We start from the raw sequence: 22217 nt of genomic DNA on the forward strand, positions 1-22217 counted from the left end.
TAGGCCCTCCTTTGTTAACCATTCATAATTTTATCGTGCGGGTGAAGCGTATCGTCATAAATTTCTGTAGGGTATTTGCCGGTAAAGCACGCGAGGCACTGACCGCAGTTCGGCTCGCTCTTGCCCCGGCCGATGCCGTTCTGCAGGCCTTCAATACTGATAAACGACAGGGAATCCGCCCCCATCAGATCGCGCATTTCATCGACGGTATAATTCGAAGCAATCAATTCTGCCTTCGTGGACGTATCTATTCCGTAAAAGCACGGGTGCGTAATCGGCGGCGACGTAATGCGTACGTGCACTTCGGTTGCTCCCGCTTCCTTGAGCATGCGTACGATCCGCTTGCTTGTCGTACCACGGACGATCGAATCGTCTACCATGACTACCCTTTTGCCTTCTACAACTCCACGGACAGCAGACAGCTTCATCTTCACGCCCTGCTCCCGCAGCGCCTGTGACGGCTGAATGAATGTCCGTCCGACATACCGGTTTTTAATCAGCCCGAGTTCATACGGCGTGCCGGCAGCTTCGGCATAGCCGATAGCGGCAGAGATGGAAGAGTCCGGCACCCCAGTCACGACATCTGCTTCCACCGGCGCTTCTTTAGCCATTTCCTTGCCGAGATTTTTCCTTGCCGTATGCACATTAATATTGTCCACATTAGAATCCGGCCGGGCGAAATAGACGTATTCCAGACTGCAGATCGCCCTGGACGTAGAGGTTGAAAACAACTCCGAACGCATGCCCGAGTCATCAATGCTGATAATTTCTCCCGGCTGCATGTCCCGGACGTATTCGGCGCCGATCACGTCAAACGCACACGTCTCCGAAGCGACCACGTACGTATCTCCAATTTTCCCGATCGTAAGCGGCCGGAGCCCGTTCGGATCCATAGCGCAAAGCAGTTTTTCCTCGGTCATCACCGCAAAAGCATATGCTCCTTCAATATAGGACAGGGCATCCTTCAGCTGATCCTCAAAGCGGGTTTCATCGCTTCTCTTGATCAAATGGGCAAGCACTTCAGTGTCCGAGGTGGACTGGAAAATGCTCCCTTTTCTCTCAAGCTCCTCTTTCACGTGGTTGGCATTCACAAGATTTCCGTTATGCGCTATTGCAAGACCTGTCGTCTGTGACTGAAAAAGCAGCGGCTGGCAGTTCACAAGACCACCGCCGCCTGCCGTAGCGTAACGTACGTGCCCAACGGCTGAGCTTCCCTGCAGCTGTTCGAGGTCCCCTTCTTTAAAGGCTTCCGTAATAAGACCGAGTCCTTTGTGGCTCGACAGTTTATCGCCGTCGCTGACGACGATGCCTGCCCCTTCCTGCCCGCGGTGCTGAAGGCTGTGCAGCCCGTAATAGGTCAGCTGTGCCGCCTCCTCATGGTTCCAGACAGCAAACACACCACATTCTTCGTTTAAGCCTTTGATTTCACCAAGCATGGAATAGCTCCTTTCCAGGCGTTCTCCAACTCCTTGGCAGAAGCCTGAAGAATCGTCTCTCCCGATTCTTTGAGTAAGTGCAATGTCGCTTCCTCTGTCACTCTGCCGGCATGTCTTGCGTCTGGCACTGTCTGTTCAAAAGCCTTCCGGTTTTCCGCAGCTACGGAAATCACATAGCGGGACTGCGTTTCAGCAAACAATTCATCGATAACCTCTCCGGTGATCACTGCTTCTGCTCCGAGTCCGGTGCCAAACGTACTTTCCGCAATCGCGACGGCAAGACCACCTTCGGATACATCGTGCGCTGACTGCACCAGCCCTTCCTGAATAGCCTTTAATACGTCGCGCTGCCTCCGGTACTCGGTGTCAAGATCAAGCTCCGGCGCCCGTCCGTCAATCGAGCCGGTCTGCATCTCCTGAATCTCGCTGCCGCCAAAGTCTTCGCCCGCTTCACCGATAATATATACGGCGTCCCCTGCCTGCTTAAACTCCTGGGTTGTAATATGGGCAAGCTCTTTAATCAGTCCGACCATGCCGACGACCGGTGTCGGATAGATCGCGCCATTCTGCGTTTCGTTGTAGAGCGACACATTGCCGCCGATAACCGGTGTTTCAAGGGTTTTGCATGCTTCCGTCATGCCATCAATCGACTTTTCAAACTGCCAGTAAATTTCAGGCTTTTCCGGATTGCCGTAGTTCAGGCAGTCGGTCAGCCCGAGCGGCAGCCCGCCCGAGCAGATAATGTTCCGGGACGCTTCTGCGATAACGATTTTTCCGCCCTGCTCCGGGTCAAGCCCGAGGTAACGCGCGTTGCAGTCGGTTGTCATCGCAAGTGCTTTATCTTTGCCGCGTACCCGGAGCACCGCTGCATCGGAGCCTGGCATTACGGCAGTATTGGTGCGGACCATGTAATCGTACTGGTCGTATACCCATTCCTTGCTCGCAACCGTCGGTTGCTTTAACAGGTCTGTGAGCGTTTCCTTAGCATCACTCACATCCGGCCGCCACGCCTTCTGCTGCTGGCGTTTGCGGAAAGCTTCCGGCTCCCGCGACTCGGGATAGTACACCGGTGCATCTTCGGCCAGCGCATCCACAGGCACATCCGCAACTTTTTCACCATTGTGCCAGAGCACAAGACGCTGATCATCGATGACATGGCCAATTTCTGCCGAGTGAAGCCCCCAGTGGCTGCAGATCTCGTGAATTTCTTTTTCTTCGCCTTGTTTTACCACCAGAAGCATCCGCTCCTGGGACTCGGAGAGCATCATTTCATACGGGCTCATGTTGAGCTCCCGCTGCGGTACCGTATCGAGGTTCATCTCAATGCCCGAACCCGCCTTGCTGGCCATTTCTGCTGAAGAAGAAGTCAGCCCTGCTGCTCCCATGTCCTGAATCCCGACAAGCGATTCACATTTCACGAGTTCGAGGCATGCTTCGAGCAGCAGCTTTTCCATAAATGGATCACCCACCTGCACGGAAGGACGCTTGCTTTCTGATTCGTCGCTGATTTCTTCCGAAGCAAAAGTAGCTCCGTGGATACCGTCTTTACCAGTGCTTGCCCCGACGTAAATAACCGTATTTCCGGCGCCGCTGGCAATCCCTTTTTGAATGTCGTTATGGTCAATAAGCCCGACGCACATCGCGTTCACAAGCGGATTGCCTTCATAGCTCGGGTCAAACTGCACTTCGCCTCCGACCGTCGGCACACCGATGCAGTTACCATATCCGGCAATGCCGGCGACAACCTCTTCAAATAAATATTTCACCCGGGGCTTGACCAATTCCCCGAAACGAAGCGAATTCATAATAGCGACCGGCCGGGCCCCCATGGAGAACACGTCCCGGAGAATGCCGCCTACTCCGGTTGCTGCTCCCTGGTAGGGCTCGATCGCTGACGGGTGGTTGTGGCTTTCCATTTTAAACACAACCGCCTGCTCGTCGCCGATATCGATAATGCCGGCGCCTTCGCCAGGCCCCTGCAGCACGCGCTCCCCCTCTGTCGGAAATTTTTTCAGCTGGGCCTTGGAATGCTTATAGCTGCAGTGCTCCGACCACATGACTGAAAACAGGCCGATTTCTGTATAATTTGGCAGGCGCCCGAGAATTTTTTTAATCATTTCGAATTCTTCGTCTTTAACACCCATTTCCTGATAGATTTTTTCCTGTTCAATCTGCTCTGCGGAAGGCTCAAGTAGTAAGGACATGGGATTTCCTCCATTGCTTCAATATTGATTGAAAGATTTTCAATCCGTCGTCACTGCCGAGAATCTGGTCGGTTGCCCGTTCCGGGTGCGGCATCATGCCCATCACGTTGCCCTGTTTGTTTATAATGCCAGCAATCGCTTCTTTGGAGCCGTTAAAATTGTCTTCGTACGTGAACACAATCTGGTTGTTGGCCTGCAGGTCCTTTAGGGTCTCGTCATCGCAGTAGTAGTTACCCTCACCGTGGGCGACCGGAATCGTTATTCGTTCGCCTTCGCCGTATTCGCAGGTAAAGCCGGTTTCATGATTCGCCACTGCGAGGCGGGCCGGGCGGCAGATAAACTTCAGCGACCGGTTCCGCTGCATGGCTCCTGGAAGCAGCCCGGCTTCAAGCAGCACCTGAAATCCGTTGCATACGCCGAGAACCGGCTTGCCTTTTTCCGCCTGCTCCACGACGCTCGCCATGACCGGTGCAAAACGGGCAATTGCCCCGGAACGAAGATAGTCTCCGTAGGAAAATCCACCGGGCAGAAGAATACCGTCATAATCCGCCACGCTTTCCTCGGTATACCAGACTTTATCCACCGGCTCCCCGAGGCCTTCCTGAATTGCATAATACATGTCGTCATCACAGTTGGACCCTGGAAACACGATCACCGCGAACCTCATCAGGACACGCCCTTTCCGATCGTGTATGTGTAATCTTCAATCACCGGATTGGAGAGGAGCTTTTCACACATTTCTTCGATCCGGGCCTCAAGGTTGTTTCCTTCCTCTACTTCGAGTTCAATATACTTGCCGGTCTGGACAGATGCCACCTCATGGTACCCCATTGTCTGCAGGGCGTTTTCAATCGTGCTGCCCTGCGGGTCAAGCACTCCTTCTTTCAATGTCACATACACTTGAACGTTAACCATGTGCAGCTCCTCCTAATCGCTGTAATATTTCGGTGTAGCCTTCCTGAAGAGAACCAATCCCATAACGGAACAGATCTTTATCGAACTTCTGGCGGGTTTCTTTATCCCACAGCCGGCAAGTGTCCGGAGAAATTTCGTCGGACAAAAGCAGCTTCCCGTCCTCTGTCGTGCCAAACTCAATCTTAAAGTCCACAAGCAGCAGGCCGTGGTCTGAGAAATGCTTCCAGAGCGTTTTATTCACATGTTCGGCCATCTGCTTCATGTCCTTCACCTGCGACGGGGAAGCCGCCTGCAGCAGCCGAATATGATCATCGTTAATCAACGGGTCTCCAAGCTCGTCATCCTTGTAGTAGAATTCCACCACCGGCTGGTCGGTTTCAGTACCTTCTCCGATGCCGGTGCGGCGGTGGAGACTTCCGGCGACAATATTGCGTACTACGACCTCGAGAGGGATAATCGTCGTCTTTTTGACCGCCTGTTCGGTTTCGGAGAGCCGGTCCACAAAATGGTTGTTTATGCCTTCTTCATGAAGCTTTTGAAACAGCAGGGAGGAAATTTCGTTATTCAGCTTGCCTTTGCCGACCAGCACTTCCTTTTTCTCTCCGTTAAACGCGGTGGCATCGTCTTTGTACTCTACCCAGAGCGTGTTTTCCACGTCTGTTTCATACAGCTTTTTGGCCTTTCCTTCATACAATAGAGCGCGTTTTTCCATCGCAGGCTCCTCCTTTGGACTATCCCTTATTATTCGATGCCGGCACGGGCGAAGATCGTATCGACTTCCTTCATGTGATGACGGTGATCAAAGCAATCCTCGATTTCTTCACTGCTTAAAACATTTGTAATGGCCGGTTCATTTTCCACCAGCTCCCGGAACGGTATGCCCTTTTCCCAGGCCTCCATTGCCTTTGGCTGAACCGTGTCGTACGCTTCCTCACGCACCATGCCTTTGTTGATCAGCGTAAGCAGCACGCGCTGCGAGAAGACAAGGCCGAGCGTTTTGTCCATGTTTGCTTTCATATTATCTTCAAACACTGTCAGGTTTTTCACGATATTGCCAAAGCGATTCAGCATATAATTGAGCGCCGTGGTAGCGTCTGGAATAATAATTCGTTCGGCCGATGAGTGGGAAATATCACGTTCATGCCAGAGCGGCACATTTTCATAGGCGGTCAGCATATGGCCGCGGATGACCCTGGCCAGCCCGGTCATGTTTTCCGAGCCGATCGGATTGCGTTTATGCGGCATCGCTGAGGAACCCTTCTGTCCCTTGGCGAAGAACTCTTCCACTTCCCGGGTTTCACTTTTTTGCAGGCTGCGGATTTCGACTGCCATTTTTTCAATCGACGTGGCAATTAAAGCGAGGGTGCTCATATAATCTGCGTGACGGTCCCGCTGCAGCGTCTGCGTCGATACCGGTGCTGCCTGAAGGCCCAGTTTCCGGCAGACCGATTCCTCGATAGCCGGCGGGATGTTGGCAAACGTTCCCACTGCTCCCGAAAGCTTCCCAACACGGATGCCCTCGGCCGCTGCGTCAAAACGCTCAATATTGCGCTTCATTTCCTGATACCAGAGGGCGAGTTTGATGCCAAAGGTGGTTGGCTCTGCGTGTACGCCGTGGGTGCGCCCCATCATGATCGTATGCTTATGCTCTTTTGCCTTGTTTTTTAAAATTTCGAGAAACCGCTCCAGATCCGCCCGCAAAATATCGTTGGCCTGCTTAATCAGATAGGAGAGCGCCGTATCCACGACGTCGGTGGAGGTCAAACCGTAATGAACCCATTTGCGCTCATCGCCGAGCGTCTCCGACACCGCCCGTGTAAACGCCACAACGTCATGGCGTGTCTCTTCTTCAATCTCCTGGATCCGTTCGATGCTAAAGGAGGCATTATCTCTTATTTTTTTCACATCTTCCTTCGGAATGTCCCCGAGCTCCGACCAGGCTTCACAGGCGCAGATTTCGACCTCCAGCCAGGCGTTAAAGCGGTTCTCTTCGGTCCAGATAGCACCCATTTCCGGGCGTGTATAACGATCGATCATAATCAGGTTCCTCCACTCTTCTCTTTAATAATTATTTCTCTATGTACTGCTTCCATACCTCTGAGGACCGATCAAGCGCGTCCTGCAGATCCTCCCGGAGCACCGTCCAGTGTCCCATTTTCCGGCCGGGCTTGGCTTCATCCTTGCCGTACAGATGCACATGGTCCTTGCTCCACTCTTCCATATGCGATGTTACCGCCTCGACGTGTTCACCGAGAATGTTGGTCATAACCACCGGCTGCTTCAGTCCGGCAGGTCCGAGCGGAAGACCGCAAACAGCGCGGATGTGTTGTTCAAACTGGGAGGTTTCACATGCCTCAATCGTATAGTGACCTGAGTTGTGCGGCCGCGGCGCCACTTCGTTTACATACACCGTATCATCGTCTGTGACAAACATTTCCACTGCAAGGGTGCCGACAAGATCCACATGCTCGGCAAGCCGGTGGGCGATACGGATCGCTTCTTCATTCACGAAGCGCGAAATTCTTGCCGGTACAATTGTCTGGTGCAGAACGTTATTCACATGAATATTTTCTCCGACTGGAAAAATACCGGTCTCCCCGTGCACGCTCCGGGTGACAATGCAGGAAATTTCTTTCTGGAACGGAATCCACGCTTCGAGCACGAGCTCTTTGCCGTCGCTTCCGCCAAGGGTTTCAAACGCTTTTTCTGCATCCTCTGCCGCTTTTAACACTACCTGCCCCTTGCCATCGTAACCGCCACGGCACGTTTTCAGCACGCTCGGCACGCCGATCTGCTTCACCGCCGCCGAAAGCTCTTCGCGGGAGGTTACCTGATGGTACGGAGCTACTTTAATATTCGCTGCTTCAATAGCCTGCTTTTCACGAAGGCGGTGCTGCGCCGTATGAAGCAGCTGGCTGCCTTGCGGAAGATAGAGGGTGTTTTCCAGATGCCTGGCTGTGTCTGCGTCAATATTTTCAAATTCATAGGTTAATACGTCACACGCTTCTGCCATCCTGTCCGCCCCGCCACGGTCATCATAAGCTGCTTCAATTTCAACATCTGCCACCTGTCCGGCGGGCGAATCTGTTTTTGGCTCAAGCACGGCCACCCGGTAGCCCATTGGTTTTGCCGCAAACGCCATCATCCGTCCGAGCTGTCCGCCTCCAAGTATTCCGATCGTCTGTCCCGGTTTCATTACTCGCCCCATAGTTCATCTCCTGACTGCATGACCTGCTCACGCATTTGTTCTCTACGCTTCTGAAGCTTATTCGCCAACGTTTCATCAAAGGCTGAAATCATCTGGGCAGCCAGAAGTCCGGCATTGGTCGCCCCGGACGTGCCGATGGCCACAGTTGCCACCGGCACCCCGCCGGGCATCTGGGCGATGGATAACAGCGAGTCCCATCCGCTTAAAGCCTTGGACTGCACCGGCACCCCGATGACCGGCAGCGTCGTTTTCGCCGCTACCATACCCGGCAGATGAGCTGCTCCCCCGGCACCGGCAATGATCACTTTTATCCCTCGTCCTCTTGCCTCTGCCGCGTACTCAAACATATAATCCGGCGTCCGGTGGGCGGATACGATGTTCTTTTCAAACGGCACCCCGAGCTCATCAAGCACTTCGCATGCCTTCTGCATCGTTTCCCAGTCGGACGTACTGCCCATTACTACTCCTACCTGCGGTTCCACTTGCGCCACCCCTTTGCTTTTCCTCACATGCTTTTTGACATAAAGAATCCCCGGTGCCAGATCCATCCCTAAAAAAGGATAGTCTTCCGCACTCCGGGGAAGGTCTCATGAACGCATACGCTCTACTATAGAAGAAAAATTCAAGCCGAAGCTTCCACTATTTCAGACAAAGGCTTCGTTTGATCATTCTCCTCATAGTCCAGCAATTTACGGTTGCCGGGTAGAGACGCTCGAGCCTTATTCCCGAAAGTATATGAGGATTGTCATCGTTCTGCTTTTGTTGCTTACGTGTTTCAGCTTAACAAGTTGTTATATTATCTGTCAATCAAAATTCGAACAATAAGAATTAAATAACTTCAAATGTTCGTTTATTTCTTTTTTGCTTCAAAACTGATTTCCTGCCTCACAGGCACATACTGCATCTCTCCGTTAATGGTCTGCTCTTCAAATACGGGCTTTTCCATTCTGCGTACCGGCATAAAGCCTTCTGCCGCAATACGGGCGAGGCACTCTTCCACTGTTTCTTCTTCCTGTACGTAAAACGTCTGTTTATTTTTCTTTTTTGCCATTCGCGCAGCTGCTCCTTATTTCTTTATTTCTATGCTTTTTAGTATAACAGGTTCTTTCTAAAAAAAACGAACGAAGCAGAATTTCATTTTCCACTTCATTCGCTTATTTATCGTCCGTTTTCTATGCCTATCGTTCGTATGGTCTCTTTTAAGACAGCAACCCCATTTACACAGTCTTTTAATTCAGTAAATTCTTCCGGGGTATGGCTTTTACCTTCAAAGCTCGGGACAAACAGCAGGCCGAATGGCACGTAGGCTCCAAACATCATAGCGTCATGGCTGGCGCCTGATACGAGGGATTCTGTAGCTAAGCCGATGCTCCGGGAGGCCTCCTCAATTGAACGCCGGATCCATTCCGGGACCGGGACCGGTTTCACCCTGAAGGCCACTTCATGAGAAACAGTAAGTCCGCGGCGGCCGGCTATTTTTTCTGCTTCGCTTCGCGCCAGGCTGATCATCTGGTCCCGGACCTTCTCATCGAGGTCCCGGATATCGGCTGTCAGCCGGGCCTCTCCGGCAATTACGTTTGAACCGTTCGGCTCAAGAGAAAGCCTCCCTACGGTGGCTACCGCGGTGTCACTGTACATAGCAGGAAGCTGCTCCAGATACAGAATAAATTCTGCTGCTGCAGCGGCTGCGTCTTTTCTTATGTTCATCGGCGTGTTACCGGCGTGATCCGTTTCCCCCCAAAAATGAACGTCAAGCCAGGAAGGGCCGGCGATTCCTTCCACCACCCCGATACCCGCCTCCTGCTGTTCGAGCTGTTTTCCCTGCTCCACATGCAGCTCTAAATATGCCCTCAGCCGTTCACGCGGATAAATATTTTTCTCGGGCTTGTTCGGCGAATAATCCATCAGCTTCATCGCCTCCGCCGCCGTCACTCCCTCGTCATCACGCATTTGAAAGAAATCATCCTTCGAGATATCGCCGACGGCCGCCCGGCTTCCGAGCATGCCGCTCCCAAAACGTGCCCCTTCCTCATCGACGAAAACAGCAATTTCTATAGAACAGTCCAGTTCGGCTCCTTCGGCCTTCAATGCTTCTACAGCCATCAGGCTCGATACACAGCCGAGAGCCCCGTCAAAAGCACCACCGTTTTTCACGGTGTCCAGATGAGAACCGGTAAGAATGATCGGGGCTCCGGCCCGGGCAGACTCCCAAAGGCCATAAATGTTACCTACACCGTCCTCCCGCACATTCAGGCCCGCTTCCTCCATCCAGGAACGAAAAAGATTTTTTGCCTGCTGCTCCTCTTCTGTGTAGACATAGCGTGTAATGCCGCCCTCTTCCGTGCGGCCAACAGAGGCCAGTTCCTCCAGGCGGCTGGCCAAAACCTCGGGGTCAATCGACGGAAAGCCCCTGCTTTCCTCAATCGTCTGGAGGAGGCGCTCTCTGCTGAATCCCTTGTTACCCAAAGCATCATCACTCCTTCTCTTCTTTCAGACTAACACACCGGCAAAAACGTTACACTTCATTGCATCAGGTCCACGATAAAAACCTCCGGCCTTCATCATTAATACAGTGAAATTTGCCAAAAAATCATCTGTTTCCATTATATACTATTTAACCGTATCAAAAGTAGCTTAATACAAGAATAAATACTCCTGTATTAAAAGTAGAAATTTTAAGCTTTCTACAGTAACTGGGAAAGGGTATACATCAGCATTTTGACGCAAAAAACCGCCCTGATGATTTCCAGGGCGGCTTCTGCATAAAAGTCTATGAAACATAATTGGTCGTAATGATAGAGCGCTCCATTTGATACAGCTGCTCCTGGGAGTACAGGGGCGCGTTTTGGGAAAACTGCTCGTGAAAGAACGCCCGCAGTGCTGCTTCCGTCGTAAAACGATGAGTATAGGCATCTACAGATACGTCCTGCACAAACCGGTCATCCTGCGTGTTTGAATGGCCGAAGAAGATAATCGGCGTCACTTCACCCGGGTTGTGCTTTTCTCTGCGCAGAAAGTCTTCTGTAATCGATGCCGTCGCTTTGGCGTGTTCAATCGGACTGTCGTGAACTTCAAATGTCCCTGACCGAACGTGTCCCCGGCTTGTGTTTTGAAATACCATTGTCGTTTCCACGTCTTCTTCAAGATCCGGGTATAGCGTATCAAGTACAAAATCAAGCGTTCCGGCATTATGTTTACTGACGCCGTGAATAATATGGCCCTTCCATTTCTGCGTCTCAAGCACATACAGCCCCCGGGTCGTCAAAACGACGTGGTCCACCTGGCGGGTTGAAAGCTCTGTCCGTTCGTCGAGCGGCACGTATACGTGTCCGGAAATCAACATTTCATCTACGGCGATCTGATTGGCCTCTACAAGGTCGTTTTTAATGCTTCGAAGCAGCTCGTGTGTTTTCATTTCTTCCGGTTCCCGCGAGATTTTCTCCAAATGATAAATGTAATCCGTCAGTTTCCCTTTTTCTTCCTCGTATTTGCCGCGTATCGCCTGGATATCCTCGCGGTACTGCGAGCTCTTTCCTTCAATTTCTTCTTCCATTTTCCTATCATACTGCCGGACTTTTTTTAGATACTGATCCCGCTGAATTAAAATAACTGCTCCAATGATGATTAAAGCTATAATAACCGTGACTGCTATACCCATATAAGCACCTCTTCCATCTCCTGCCTTAATATTTTTACTATGACCCGGAATTTGGTACACTAAAAAACGCTTCTCATTCACTATGTAAAACTATATACATTATATTTCTATCATAATCAATATATTCCTTTTCGTATACACCTAAAGAAAGGATTCTTCCCCATGACAATTTATTCTGTTGTTCCAAAGGATTTTTACGACAAACCGACACTCGAGCTCTCCAGGGCGCTGATCGGCTGTGTACTTGTGCACGAAACGCCGGAAGGAGCTGCAGCCGGCAGAATTGTTGAAACGGAAGCTTATATAGGACCCGTGGACCGCGCTGCCCACAGCTACAATTACCGCAGAACAAAGCGGACTGACGTAATGTTCTTTCCCCCGGGCCACGTGTATATGTATACAATGCATACCCATGCGCTTCTAAATATCGTCAGCGGGGCAGAAGAGTCTCCGGAAGCTGTCCTCATCCGCGCTGTCGAGCCTGTCGCAGGCCTCGAGCTCATTCAAAAACGCCGGCACCGTGTCCGCGGCATTCAGCAGACAAACGGCCCCGGCAAGTTAACGAAAGCGCTTGGCATTGATATGAGCTACTATGGGCATGAACTTGATCATCCGCCGCTGTATCTGTCGTCAAAGGATTATGAACCCGAGGTTCAAAGCGGCCCTCGCGTCGGCATTTCCGGAAGCGGTGAAGCACGTCATTACCCGTGGCGGTTCTTCGAAGCCGGAAATTCCTACGTGTCTAAATGGAGGGCCTGAGTCCTGTTATTTCAAAGCGACGACGCGGCGGCCCTGGATACGGCTTTCCAAAATAGCGTCAAGATCCTCCGCCAAATCGTCCAGGGTGGTCTCGCTTGCAATTGTATCAAGCAGTGATTGAATTTTCAGGTCATCTGCGAGCCGGTTCCACACGTACTGCCTTTTTTCTGCCGGGCAATAGACAGAATCAATTCCAGCCAGATTGACGCCTCTTAAAATAAACGGATGAACCGTCGTAGGAACGTCTGTCCCTCCGGTAAGTCCGCTGACAGCTGCTGTACCGTGATATTTCATCGTACTAAGCAGGTAGGCAAGCGTCTCTCCCCCAACTGGGTCCACGGCACCGGCCCACATCGCCTTGCCAAGCGGCTTTCGTTTATCCGGATTTACGTCTTCACGGGAGAGAATACGGCCCGCTCCAATATTGCGGAGGTAATCATGGGCTTCGGCGTTTCCGGTAACGGCTGCAACGTCATATCCAAGGGAGTGAAGCATCGCTACAGCCATACTTCCGACGCCTCCAGTAGCACCGGTTACAACGACCTCGCCCTGTTCAGGCGTGACTCCTTCCTCTTCCAGGCGCACGACCGATAATCCTGCTGTAAACCCGGCAGTGCCAAAAATCATGGCTTCTCTTGGGGTCATCCCCTCCGGCAGTTTTACTACCCAGTCCGCAGGCACTCTTGCTTTTTCCGCATACCCGCCGTGATGGGCCACTCCAAGTTCATAGCCTGTAACGAGCACCTCGTCGCCCTCCTGATACCTTGAATCACTGGATGAGGCGACAACGCCGGCGAGGTCAATCCCTGGAATCAGTGGATAGCCCTGGGCAATCTGGCTTCCAGGAGCTGCTGCCATCCCGTCTTTATAGTTGATGCTTGAATAGTGCACATCAATGGTGACGTCGCCTTCAGGCAGGTCACTTTCTTCCAGTGTGCGCACCTCTTTTGTAACTTCTCCCTGATCGTTTTTATCCACGACCAGCGCCTTAAATGTACTCATACTTTCCACCTCCATAAAATGATCCTCTACTCTATTCCCATAAAAGCTTTATTCCATGCAGAGTAAAAACAAAAAACACGCGCCTCCTCCAGGAAGCGCGCGGGACGTTACTACGGTGTTAAAAATAAGAAAAAGATAATAAACAAAAAAAACAAAGCGTACATAATCGGGTTCAACTGCTTCCCTCTTCCAGTGAGCACCATTGTGATCGGGTAGAAGATAAAGCCCATGGCAATACCGGTTGCGATACTGTAGGTAAGCGGCATCGAGACGACGGTTAAAAAGGCCGGCACAGCAATTTCAAGACGCTGCCACTCAATTAAGCGAAGCGACGATACCATCAGTGCTCCTACAATAATAAGAGCCGGAGCTGTTACGGCGCTCGTTACCACACCGAGAAGCGGCGAGAAAAACAAAGCAGCAAGAAACAACAGCGCCGTAATTATCGACGCAAACCCGGTACGTCCTCCGACAGCTACGCCGGCTGAGGACTCGATATATGCTGTCGTGGTAGACGTTCCGAGAATCGAGCCGATGACGGTAGCGGATGAATCCGCCACCAGGGCGCGCCCGGCACGCGGCAGTTTGTTGTCTTTTACGAAGCCGGCCTGGTTGGCTACCGCAAACAAAGTTCCGGCCGTATCAAAAAAGTCTACAAATAAAAACGTAAGCACCACTACGATAAATCCAATAATAAAACTTGAATCCCACGAAAAGTCTGCAAGAGAGGTGAAAGCAGCCCCGAATGTCGGTGCGATACTAGGCACTCCGGAGACAATCTGACCCGGCGGCTGAATCTGGCCCACTAATATGCCGGCCAGAGCGGTAATCACCATCCCGTAAAAAATACCTCCGCGGATACCCAGGACCATAAGTATGACGGTCACAAGCAGCCCGAATGCCGCAAGCGCAGCCGGACCGGAAGTAAGTGTACCGAGCGTGACGAGAGTAGACTCGTCGGCCACCACAATCTGTGCTCCCTGCAGTCCGACAAAGGCAATAAACAGTCCAATACCGGCAGAAACAGCGTATTTTAATTCCTCCGGAATCGCGTTAATAATTTTCTCTCTAATACCAAATGTCGTTAACCCTATGAAGATCATTCCGGAGCAGAATACCCCAAACAAGGCAAGCTCCCAGGGGATCCCCATTGTCAGCACAACGGAATATGTAAAAAAGGCATTAAGCCCCATACCCGGTGCCAGAGCTATCGGATACCTGGCAAGCACCCCCATAATCAGCGTCCCGATGGCTGCTGCCAGGGCTGTCGCTACAAACACGGCGGCCTCATTCATTCCGGCTTCGGCTAAAATACTGGGGTTGACGAATAAAATGTACGCCATCGCAAGGAAAGTCGTTAAACCGGCTAACGATTCTTTCTTGTAGTTCGTCTCATTCTTTGTGAATTCAAAAAAACGATCCATGCTCTTATCTCTTCCTCTCTTTGCTCTCCCCAGGCAAAACTCTCTCTGATTCCATTATATACTAACTAAGCGTTTGCGGCGCAAGCCCCTACTCCCATTCGATGGTCGAAGGCGGCTTGGATGTCACATCGTACACTACACGGTTGACGTGCTGCACTTCATTAACGATTCTGGTGGAAATTTTTTCGAGAACGTCATACGGAATACGGGCCCAATCCGAAGTCATACCGTCAATCGAAGTAACCGCACGGATGCCGACCGTATAGTCGTATGTCCGGCTGTCTCCCATTACGCCCACGCTTCTCATATCCGGAAGCGCCGTAAAGTACTGCCAGATTTCACGGTCCAGACCGGCATTTTTGATTTCTTCGCGTAAAATGTAATCCGATTCCCGGACAATTTCGAGCTTCTGCTCCGTGATTTCCCCGAGCACACGAATCCCGAGTCCGGGTCCCGGGAACGGCTGCCGCCATACGATTTCATCCGGCACTCCGAGCTCCGTTCCGAGCTTGCGGACTTCATCTTTAAATAACGTGTTCAAAGGCTCAATCAGATCGAATTTCATATCCTCCGGCAGGCCGCCGACATTGTGGTGGGACTTGATCGTCTGTGCTGTATCCGTACCACTTTCAATGACGTCTGTATACAGCGTTCCCTGAACAAGAAAATCCACATTTTCAAGCTTTCCTGCCTCTTCTTCAAACACGTATATGAATTCATTTCCGATAATTTTCCGTTTTTCCTCCGGATCGCTCACTCCGTTGAGCTGATCGAGAAAACGCGTAGCTGCGTCTATTTTCACAATATTCATCTGAAATCCACGTCCGAGCGATTCCATGACGCCTGTTGCTTCCTCTTTACGCAGCAGACCGTGATCAATAAACATGCATGTAAGCTGATCTCCGATCGCTTTGTGGACGAGCGCGGCAGCTACTGAGCTGTCCACACCGCCGCTCAACGCACACAGTACATTACGGCTGCCCACCTGTTCACGGATAATTTCCACCTGCTCGTCAATAAAATTGGCCATTGTCCATTCATCAGAGCAGCCGCAGACCCTGTAAGCAAAGTTTTTCAGCATATCATCGCCAAACTGGGTGTGGCGCACCTCCGGATGGAACTGAACGCCGTACATTTTCTTCTCCGGAGCACTCATTGAAGCTACCGGGCATGATGGACTGGTCGCGTCCACCGTAAAGCCTTCCGGCGGCTCGACAATTAAGTCGCCATGACTCATCCACACACTCTGGGTTTTCGGCAGCCCTTCAAATAATACCGGGTTCGCCTGCACATGGATATCAGCCTTCCCATACTCCCGGTGCTGGGCTTTTTCCACTTTTCCGCCGTAATGCAGCGTCATCAGCTGCATCCCGTAACAGATCCCCAGAATAGGAATATCCAGATCAAAAATAGCCGGATCGCAGGTGAGCGCCCCTTCAACATACGCACTGTTCGGCCCGCCGGAAAAGATAATCCCCGCTGGATTCAATTCTTTAATTTTTTCTGCACTGATCGTGTTCGGATGAAGTTCACTAAAAACACCGAGATCTCTGATTCTGCGTGTAATCAATTGATTATACTGGCCGCCAAAGTCCAGAACAATAATCGTTTCACTGATATTTCCTACGCTCATCGCTTCTACCCCTAACTGTTTTCAAATATGTACGTGCAAGGTTCACTTTAAAGGAATGCCTGCTTCCGGGCAACTATCTGTTTTCAATTACCGGACGCACGTCAAATACTTCAATGAAAGTCTTTTTTTTACAGACCAAAAAAGCTGCTTTCGCATCATACGAAAGCAGCTTTTTGACCGGGGACAGACGGAGGGGCTTCTGCCGCTGTCTGTCCTTCACTGCCCTCGTAGTCCAGCCATTTTCCGGCGGCCGGGTAGAGACATTTGGGCCTGATCCCAAACTATACGAGGTATTCACCTGTAAACATGAAATAAATTTTAACAGCCCGTCATGGGCCGGTCAAGAACGGATTTTCTTTACCAGTCGTTTCCATGCAGCGACTGTTTCCGGCTCGGCTCCGTCTCCGGTTTTACGTCCGTAATACAGACGTTCGTATTTCTCAGTCAGTGGTTCCATGTCACTGCTGCCGTAAATGTCATTCACCCTTCCAGAAAATTCCCGCAGCGTTTCCCCGTTGGTGCGTTTCACACGCGCTATCTGCAGCAGCCTCAGCAGTGCCTGGTAGGCACTTTGAAATTCTGCATCGGAATGCATATGCCGGTATTTGAAAAGAAAATAGCTGGCCAACAGCTTCCTCCGGAAAAACCATCCAGCTCCAAGGAGGAGGACGACCGCTGCAAAAAAGGGCCAGAGTGGAAGCCTCCAGTCAATGCCGGTGCCCCCGGATGTGTCCTCCTGCTCTTCTTCGTGCTCTTCTCCTGCTTCAGGAGCCGTTTCCTCTTCTTCGGGTGCGTCTGCTTCTTCCGACGCCGGCTCATCTTCAATTTCAGGTGCTTCCTCCGACCCTTCATTGTTTTCATACGTGTAATTAAACTCTGAAGAAAAACCCTTCGTCGGTTCAAACGGCACCCATCCGACCTCCGGAAAGTACACTTCCACCCAGGAATGCGCATTTTCATTGGTAACCTCCACCTGGTTTTCATTTCCCGGAGCCTGATCCCCTTCCGTGAACCCTTTCACCCAGCGTGTTGGTATATCCAGCGTCCGAAGCAGCACCGCCATCGAAGTCGAGTAATTGTCACAGTATCCGGTCCGTGATTCAAACAGAAACTGGCTGACATAATCCCCGCCTTCCGAGGGGGCCGGAATGTTTGTCGTTTGATAGGAAAAATCCGGACCGCGCAAATACCTTTCTACCGCCCTCGCCTTCGCATAGCGGTTATCCTCTTCTTCTGTAAGGTCTTCAGCGAGCTCCTGAATTTCTCCCGGAAGATCGTCCGGAAGCTGAGTAAAGTATTCCGTGATTTCCTCCGGGTCTTCTGAATTATCAGTCACAGCGCTCATCTGCTCTACGGGGAAATCTGCTGTTTCATACGCCACCGTATAATTAGTTAATGAAGCCGGCTCCCCGCCAGTCTCAAACTCCGCCTGGGTTGTCCAGGTATCTACTGATGTTTCTATATCTTCTTCAATAGAAAGAAACGAACCCGGATAAAAGGCAAAATCAAACTCCTGGGTTTCTGCCATTTCAATGCTTACTTCCTGGTCTTCCGTCTCGATACTTTCATTGTATAAGCCCGCCTCAGAAGACGTCTCATCAGGGGTATCTATTTCCCACCCAAGACCGGTATATACATTTTTAGCTTCGCCCCGCCAGTAGCCGTTAATATCTCCGGAGGCAGTAAACACCGGCGTATCACTCATTTGAAATCCGCCGCCCAGACGTTCATCGGTATCGTCATAGCCAATCTTCTGTGCGCCCTGGCTGCTTCCGGTGCTGCTTTCTCCCCACGTTAAAAACGGAACGGGGTCAGGCCACCGCGGTTCACTTTTGGGAGCAAGCACGCCAACACCGCCGGCGATAATCAAAAAGACAGCCATAATCAGCATCCACCGGCTAAAGACCTTTCTCTGTGCCTGCCTGTCCTCCGACCGCGATACGATACGGTCCCATTGAAGCAGCCCTAAAAGCAAAAATCCTATAACAAACGTACGGATTACCGCAAACATTCCATCGTATTCGAAAAAAGTATCCATCACGCCAATATAAATAATCGTAAACGTCAGAAAAAATAAAATCCGGCGGGACTGAACTACCCAGAAATAAATCAAATAGCTCATAATAGCGAGCAGAAGCATAAACAAAACACTGCGGAGCATATCTGTCAGAGCGTACCACTGGCCGCTGATAATATAACCGGCATTAGTCTGCACTTCTGCCGCCAGGGCAGCCAGCCAGCCCAGCTGCAGCAATGATTCCTCATAAAAAACAGTGTTTATACCTATCAGTATTACAAGCAGTACGCTGCCGATAATTGCCCACCAGGGCGGACGCAGATAAATTACGATAAAAAAGGCAGCGGAAACCACCATAAATACAGTAACTGACCCTGTCCCGGTAGCTTCTGGAAGAGGCAGCAGCCATTCTGCCAGCAGGAAATAACCAAGAATATAAACAATCAACTTCTTCCAGGTATGCTCCGGTTTAACCAAATAATTATGCCTCCTTTACAGCACTTCAAAGCCAGCCTCGCCCGGCTGCACATAGTATATATGAATATTGGTGTGCCGCAGCGCTTCTACGCCCTCGTGGCGGGAAAATCCGCTTTCACCAGGCAGCAGAGCTACAATAACAGATCGTTTCTGTGCAGCCCACTGTTTTAATTCTTTAATTCTAATTCGAGAAAGCTCCGGGGTAACATAAATCAGCGCTTCGAGCCCCGAAGCCTGACGTAAAAACGGCGAGGCCTCTGTGTCTGTGTTCAATTCCACATACGCCAGACTCTGATAAATACGCTGAAAATGCTCTTTCGAGGTCCCGGGTTGCTGCAGAAGCTGTCCGGAAGCAGTGACTCCGCAGCCAATCGGCATTTTCATCTGATAGGTATACTCTGCTAAAGAAGCAGCAAATTCCACCGCAGTTTCAAATAATTCAGACGTTATATCAACGGCGTTTTCAAGCAGCAGAAAATAACCCTCTCCTTTTTCGGATTCAAATTCTTTCGTGACAAGCTTTCCGGCCCGGGCCGTTACCTTCCAGTCAATATTTGCCATCCGGTCCCCGGGAGTGTAGTCCCGGACTCCTGCCACATTCACAGATTCATTTTGTATCCGCTGCGACAGCGATACTGCTTCTGAGGAGTTATCTGCCGTTGTATTCCAGTTCGCTAGTTTTCTCATTCTTGGAAGCACCACCACCGAGGAAGAAACTGGAATGTCATAATCCTTCTCCACAAAGCCAAACAGATCACCGGAACGAACACGGAGATAATCGATGGTGTGCTTTCCCCGCCTTCTGCCCCTAATACTGTAGGAATAGGAGGCCTCCCTTTGAAAAAAAGGGAACACCAGGGCTTCAGCGGACGTTTCCCAGTCCCGGACCCCGTACGGCTGATGATCCCGGATCTTTACATATATCAGTGGAAGTGGAATTCTTTTTTTCAATGTAACCCTGACTTCTGTAGAGCCGTTGAATGAAAGCATCTCAGCAGCCAGTCTGCGCTCAGCCTTTAAAGAACGAAGTGGATAAATTAACAATAATAATTGCATTACAGCAAGAGTCGTCACACTGTAAAATAAAAACCAGCTGACAAAGCCTCCCTGGAACATAGCGTAAATAAATAATACAGCTAATGCAGCCACAACAGCTGCCAGCTGCATTACTTTTCTTCCGATTTTTAAAAACCGAGTCATGGGCGTACCGCCGAATCACTGTCCGATGCCGGTACACGGACACTCGATAAAATGTCCCGCACTACAGTTTCTCCGTCTTTATCCGCCATCTGCTGGTCTGTCTGCAGAATTAGACGATGCCCCATAACAAATGGCGCAAGATACTTCACATCATCCGGAGTCACATAGTCTCTTCCTCTCACAAAAGCATATGCCTGCGACACCTTCATCAGCGCAATTGACCCCCTTGGACTTACGCCGAGATAAATATCGCGGTGATTTCTGCTTTCACGCACAATGGAAACAATATAGTGTTTCACTGACTGGTCCACGTGCACGTTTTTCACGAGTTCCTGGGCCTTCAAAACGTCTTCAAGACTCATCACGGAGGAAAGCTCGTCAATCGGATGCGTGAATTCCACGCGCTCGAGCACTTCTATCTCCTGCTCTTCTGTTGGATATCCCAGCCGGAGCTTAAACAGAAAACGATCGAGCTGTGCTTCCGGCAGAGGATACGTCCCCCCGTACTCTACCGGATTCTGTGTGGCCATCACAAAAAATAAACGTTCGAGATTTCTCGTTTCGCCGTCGACTGTCACGCTTTTTTCCTCCAGCGCTTCGAGAAGGGCTGACTGCGTTTTCGGGGAAGTACGGTTGATCTCGTCTGCGAGCAGAACGTTTCCCATTAAGGGACCTGGCCGGAATTCAAACTCCATCGTCCGCTGATTATATATGGAAACACCTGTAACGTCTGACGGGAGGAGGTCCGGGGTGAATTGTATCCGTTTAAAACTCGCGCCAATGGATTTGGCAATTGCCCGCACCATCATCGTCTTTCCCACGCCGGGCACATCTTCAAGCAGGATATGTCCGCGGGCCAGGAGCGCTGTCAGACTCAATTCAATTTCAGCTTTTTTTCCGACCACGACCTGCTGCACGTTTTCGATGACACGCTGCAACGCTTCACGTTCGTTCACCAATATCTTTCTCCCCCTACTTTATATGCTCTCGCTCTCTAAATCATATTAATCTTATCACAATTACCCACCCCTAGAAAGAAAACCGATTATCCCTGATCCCGGTTTTACGGCAGTATTTTCCTTCGCTCCACCGGCGATTTCAGCACAATCGATGTATTAATGTTTCCATAGGAGATCAGGGTATCAACAAGCTCTCTCAGGCTGTCCATCCCTTCCACCGCTGCTTTAATAAAATAGCTCACTTCCCCGGTCACCCGGTGGCATTCCAGCACCCTCGTGTCCTCTGCAATCATTTTTTCAAAACGGGGGATCGTATCCTTCAGCTCGCTCACCTGGATCATCAGAAGCGTATCCCGGCCCACAGCTTCCGGGGAAACCACTGCACTGAAGTGATCAATAATCCCTTTCTCCTGCAGCCTCATCATTCGTTCAGAAACGCTTGGACGGCTTAAATTTAATTTCTTGGATAAATCACTTACCGATATTCTTCCATCCTCCTGAAGTATTTCGAGCATTTCGACATCAATATGATCCATTTAAACGCACTTCACCTTTCTATTTGAATATAAAAAATCAATTATGTATTCATTTTTATTGTTTTTAAAACAATTATCCTTCATATGTATATTCAACCATGGATTATTTTTCCTTATAATAGAAGTATCCTATTGTTGAAGGGGAGACGACCGTTGATAAACATAACCAATATACTACAAGTCCTGGCCGGATGTTTGTTAGCTGCCTTCGGCATTACTCTGCTCCAGCACGCTGATTTAGTCACAGGAGGCACGGCAGGCCTGGCGCTTGGCTTAACGTACGTCCTTCCGCTCTCTTTTTCGGCTGTGTTTTTTATTATTAACCTGCCCTTTTATGTGTTTTCTGTTGTGCATATGGGATGGAAATTCACGCTGAACACAATCGCCGCAGTGTCTCTGCTTTCCGCACTGACAAGTCTGGATTACTTTCTTCCTGCCTTCAGCATCCATCCGGCTGCTGGAGCCATTTTCGGCGGTGTCAGTATAGGAGCTGGCATATCAATTTTATTTATGAACAACACCTCGCTCGGCGGGGCTAACATTCTGGCATTATTTCTTCAGCGCCGGCTCCAGTGGAACCCCGGCAAAGTCAATTTATCCTTTGATATACTGGCCGTGGCTGTGGGGCTCGCTTCTGTCGGCTTAATTGCAGGCGCTTATTCCACACTATCCATTACCGCTACTGCTTTTGTGCTCAGCATAGCTAAAGGAAGAATTGCCGCTTCAAGGCCCATTCCTAAAGCGAAGCCGCATTCCTCACGTCAGGGGGCCCTCATCGAAAAACAATAA

The 22217-nt window shown here is 50.6% G+C and carries 20 protein-coding genes and 2 riboswitches; of the genes, 2 read left to right on the plus strand and 18 right to left on the minus strand.

Annotation, left to right across the window (positions count from 1 at the left end):
* Window positions 1-14: 14 nt before the first annotated feature.
* The 11 genes from purF to ACTTK7_RS00820 all read right to left on the minus strand — a co-directional run bounded on the left by purF (window position 15) and on the right by ACTTK7_RS00820 (window position 11421).
* Window positions 15-1436 carry an amidophosphoribosyltransferase gene (purF, locus tag ACTTK7_RS00770; protein WP_462865028.1) on the minus strand — a complete coding sequence of 474 codons (1422 nt, stop codon included), beginning with the start codon at window positions 1434-1436 and terminating at the stop codon, window positions 15-17.
* Window positions 1412-3640, minus strand: a complete 2229-nt coding sequence (purL, locus tag ACTTK7_RS00775; RefSeq protein ID WP_462865029.1) for a phosphoribosylformylglycinamidine synthase subunit PurL — start codon at window positions 3638-3640, stop codon at window positions 1412-1414. The genes purF and purL overlap by 25 nt, the downstream gene beginning before the upstream one ends.
* Complete coding sequence (gene purQ / locus ACTTK7_RS00780) at window positions 3624-4307, minus strand: phosphoribosylformylglycinamidine synthase subunit PurQ (protein WP_462865031.1); 684 nt, start codon at window positions 4305-4307, stop codon at window positions 3624-3626. The genes purL and purQ overlap by 17 nt, the downstream gene beginning before the upstream one ends.
* A complete protein-coding gene (gene purS / locus ACTTK7_RS00785) occupies window positions 4307-4555 on the minus strand; it encodes a phosphoribosylformylglycinamidine synthase subunit PurS (protein WP_022793713.1) in 249 nt (82 codons plus the stop codon). Before purS ends, purQ begins: the two co-directional genes overlap by 1 nt.
* Complete coding sequence (purC, locus tag ACTTK7_RS00790; RefSeq protein WP_462865033.1) at window positions 4548-5267, minus strand: phosphoribosylaminoimidazolesuccinocarboxamide synthase; 720 nt, start codon at window positions 5265-5267, stop codon at window positions 4548-4550. Before purC ends, purS begins: the two co-directional genes overlap by 8 nt.
* A gap of 29 nt (window positions 5268-5296) precedes the next feature.
* Window positions 5297-6592 (minus strand): adenylosuccinate lyase, encoded by a 1296-nt coding sequence (purB, locus tag ACTTK7_RS00795; RefSeq protein ID WP_462865034.1) that lies wholly within the window; start codon window positions 6590-6592, stop codon window positions 5297-5299.
* Between the two features lie 31 nt (window positions 6593-6623).
* Window positions 6624-7763, minus strand: a complete 1140-nt coding sequence (gene purK, locus ACTTK7_RS00800) for a 5-(carboxyamino)imidazole ribonucleotide synthase (RefSeq protein WP_462865035.1) — start codon at window positions 7761-7763, stop codon at window positions 6624-6626.
* On the minus strand, window positions 7751-8245 hold the full coding sequence (gene purE, locus ACTTK7_RS00805) for a 5-(carboxyamino)imidazole ribonucleotide mutase (RefSeq protein WP_462865036.1): 495 nt from the start codon (window positions 8243-8245) through the stop codon (window positions 7751-7753). The genes purK and purE overlap by 13 nt, the downstream gene beginning before the upstream one ends.
* A gap of 175 nt (window positions 8246-8420) precedes the next feature.
* Window positions 8421-8522: riboswitch (purine riboswitch) on the minus strand.
* A gap of 91 nt (window positions 8523-8613) precedes the next feature.
* A complete protein-coding gene (locus tag ACTTK7_RS00810; protein WP_462865037.1) occupies window positions 8614-8814 on the minus strand; it encodes an NETI motif-containing protein in 201 nt (66 codons plus the stop codon).
* Between the two features lie 107 nt (window positions 8815-8921).
* Window positions 8922-10229, minus strand: a complete 1308-nt coding sequence (locus ACTTK7_RS00815; RefSeq protein ID WP_462865039.1) for an allantoate amidohydrolase — start codon at window positions 10227-10229, stop codon at window positions 8922-8924.
* 304 nt (window positions 10230-10533) lie between these two features.
* Window positions 10534-11421: a nuclease-related domain-containing protein gene (locus tag ACTTK7_RS00820; RefSeq protein ID WP_022793723.1), complete on the minus strand. Its 888-nt coding sequence runs from the start codon at window positions 11419-11421 to the stop codon at window positions 10534-10536.
* A gap of 162 nt (window positions 11422-11583) precedes the next feature.
* Here ACTTK7_RS00820 and ACTTK7_RS00825 point away from each other — a divergent pair, with 162 nt between their 5' ends.
* Window positions 11584-12180, plus strand: coding sequence for a DNA-3-methyladenine glycosylase (locus ACTTK7_RS00825; protein WP_462865040.1), 597 nt, complete (start codon window positions 11584-11586; stop codon window positions 12178-12180).
* Window positions 12181-12186: 6 nt separating this feature from the next.
* Here ACTTK7_RS00825 and ACTTK7_RS00830 read toward each other — a convergent pair whose 3' ends face one another.
* From ACTTK7_RS00830 to ACTTK7_RS00860, 7 genes are all read right to left on the minus strand, one after another.
* Window positions 12187-13182 (minus strand): acrylyl-CoA reductase family protein, encoded by a 996-nt coding sequence (locus ACTTK7_RS00830; RefSeq protein ID WP_462865041.1) that lies wholly within the window; start codon window positions 13180-13182, stop codon window positions 12187-12189.
* 110 nt (window positions 13183-13292) lie between these two features.
* Window positions 13293-14606, minus strand: a complete 1314-nt coding sequence (locus ACTTK7_RS00835; RefSeq protein WP_462865043.1) for an NCS2 family permease — start codon at window positions 14604-14606, stop codon at window positions 13293-13295.
* Between the two features lie 88 nt (window positions 14607-14694).
* Entirely contained in the window at window positions 14695-16239 is a 1545-nt protein-coding gene (gene guaA / locus ACTTK7_RS00840) for a glutamine-hydrolyzing GMP synthase (RefSeq protein WP_462865045.1), read from the minus strand.
* Window positions 16240-16447: 208 nt separating this feature from the next.
* A riboswitch (purine riboswitch) is annotated at window positions 16448-16548 on the minus strand.
* Between the two features lie 31 nt (window positions 16549-16579).
* Window positions 16580-18733, minus strand: coding sequence for a transglutaminase TgpA family protein (locus tag ACTTK7_RS00845; protein WP_462865047.1), 2154 nt, complete (start codon window positions 18731-18733; stop codon window positions 16580-16582).
* Window positions 18734-18748: 15 nt separating this feature from the next.
* Complete coding sequence (locus ACTTK7_RS00850) at window positions 18749-19933, minus strand: DUF58 domain-containing protein (RefSeq protein ID WP_462865049.1); 1185 nt, start codon at window positions 19931-19933, stop codon at window positions 18749-18751.
* A complete protein-coding gene (locus tag ACTTK7_RS00855) occupies window positions 19930-20889 on the minus strand; it encodes an AAA family ATPase (RefSeq protein ID WP_462865161.1) in 960 nt (319 codons plus the stop codon). The genes ACTTK7_RS00850 and ACTTK7_RS00855 overlap by 4 nt, the downstream gene beginning before the upstream one ends.
* A gap of 107 nt (window positions 20890-20996) precedes the next feature.
* On the minus strand, window positions 20997-21428 hold the full coding sequence (locus ACTTK7_RS00860; RefSeq protein WP_462865050.1) for an Lrp/AsnC family transcriptional regulator: 432 nt from the start codon (window positions 21426-21428) through the stop codon (window positions 20997-20999).
* A 153-nt stretch (window positions 21429-21581) separates the two neighbouring features.
* On the opposite strand from ACTTK7_RS00860, the gene ACTTK7_RS00865 reads away from it, so the two are divergent.
* On the plus strand, window positions 21582-22217 hold the full coding sequence (locus tag ACTTK7_RS00865; protein WP_462865052.1) for a YitT family protein: 636 nt from the start codon (window positions 21582-21584) through the stop codon (window positions 22215-22217).

This window comes from Marinococcus tarijensis (assembly GCF_054971385.1).

Coding starts and splice junctions, on each gene's coding strand:
- purF (WP_462865028.1), bottom strand. CDS start 1,436: ATGCTTGGTGAAATCAAAGGCTTAAACGAAGAATGTGGTGTGTTTGCT.
- purL (WP_462865029.1), bottom strand. CDS start 3,640: ATGTCCTTACTACTTGAGCCTTCCGCAGAGCAGATTGAACAGGAAAAA.
- purQ (WP_462865031.1), bottom strand. CDS start 4,307: ATGAGGTTCGCGGTGATCGTGTTTCCAGGGTCCAACTGTGATGACGAC.
- purS (WP_022793713.1), bottom strand. CDS start 4,555: ATGGTTAACGTTCAAGTGTATGTGACATTGAAAGAAGGAGTGCTTGAC.
- purC (WP_462865033.1), bottom strand. CDS start 5,267: ATGGAAAAACGCGCTCTATTGTATGAAGGAAAGGCCAAAAAGCTGTAT.
- purB (WP_462865034.1), bottom strand. CDS start 6,592: ATGATCGATCGTTATACACGCCCGGAAATGGGTGCTATCTGGACCGAA.
- purK (WP_462865035.1), bottom strand. CDS start 7,763: ATGGGGCGAGTAATGAAACCGGGACAGACGATCGGAATACTTGGAGGC.
- ACTTK7_RS00810 (WP_462865037.1), bottom strand. CDS start 8,814: ATGGCAAAAAAGAAAAATAAACAGACGTTTTACGTACAGGAAGAAGAA.
- ACTTK7_RS00820 (WP_022793723.1), bottom strand. CDS start 11,421: ATGGGTATAGCAGTCACGGTTATTATAGCTTTAATCATCATTGGAGCA.
- ACTTK7_RS00825 (WP_462865040.1), top strand. CDS start 11,584: ATGACAATTTATTCTGTTGTTCCAAAGGATTTTTACGACAAACCGACA.
- ACTTK7_RS00830 (WP_462865041.1), bottom strand. CDS start 13,182: ATGAGTACATTTAAGGCGCTGGTCGTGGATAAAAACGATCAGGGAGAA.
- ACTTK7_RS00835 (WP_462865043.1), bottom strand. CDS start 14,606: ATGGATCGTTTTTTTGAATTCACAAAGAATGAGACGAACTACAAGAAA.
- guaA (WP_462865045.1), bottom strand. CDS start 16,239: ATGAGCGTAGGAAATATCAGTGAAACGATTATTGTTCTGGACTTTGGC.
- ACTTK7_RS00850 (WP_462865049.1), bottom strand. CDS start 19,933: ATGACTCGGTTTTTAAAAATCGGAAGAAAAGTAATGCAGCTGGCAGCT.
- ACTTK7_RS00860 (WP_462865050.1), bottom strand. CDS start 21,428: ATGGATCATATTGATGTCGAAATGCTCGAAATACTTCAGGAGGATGGA.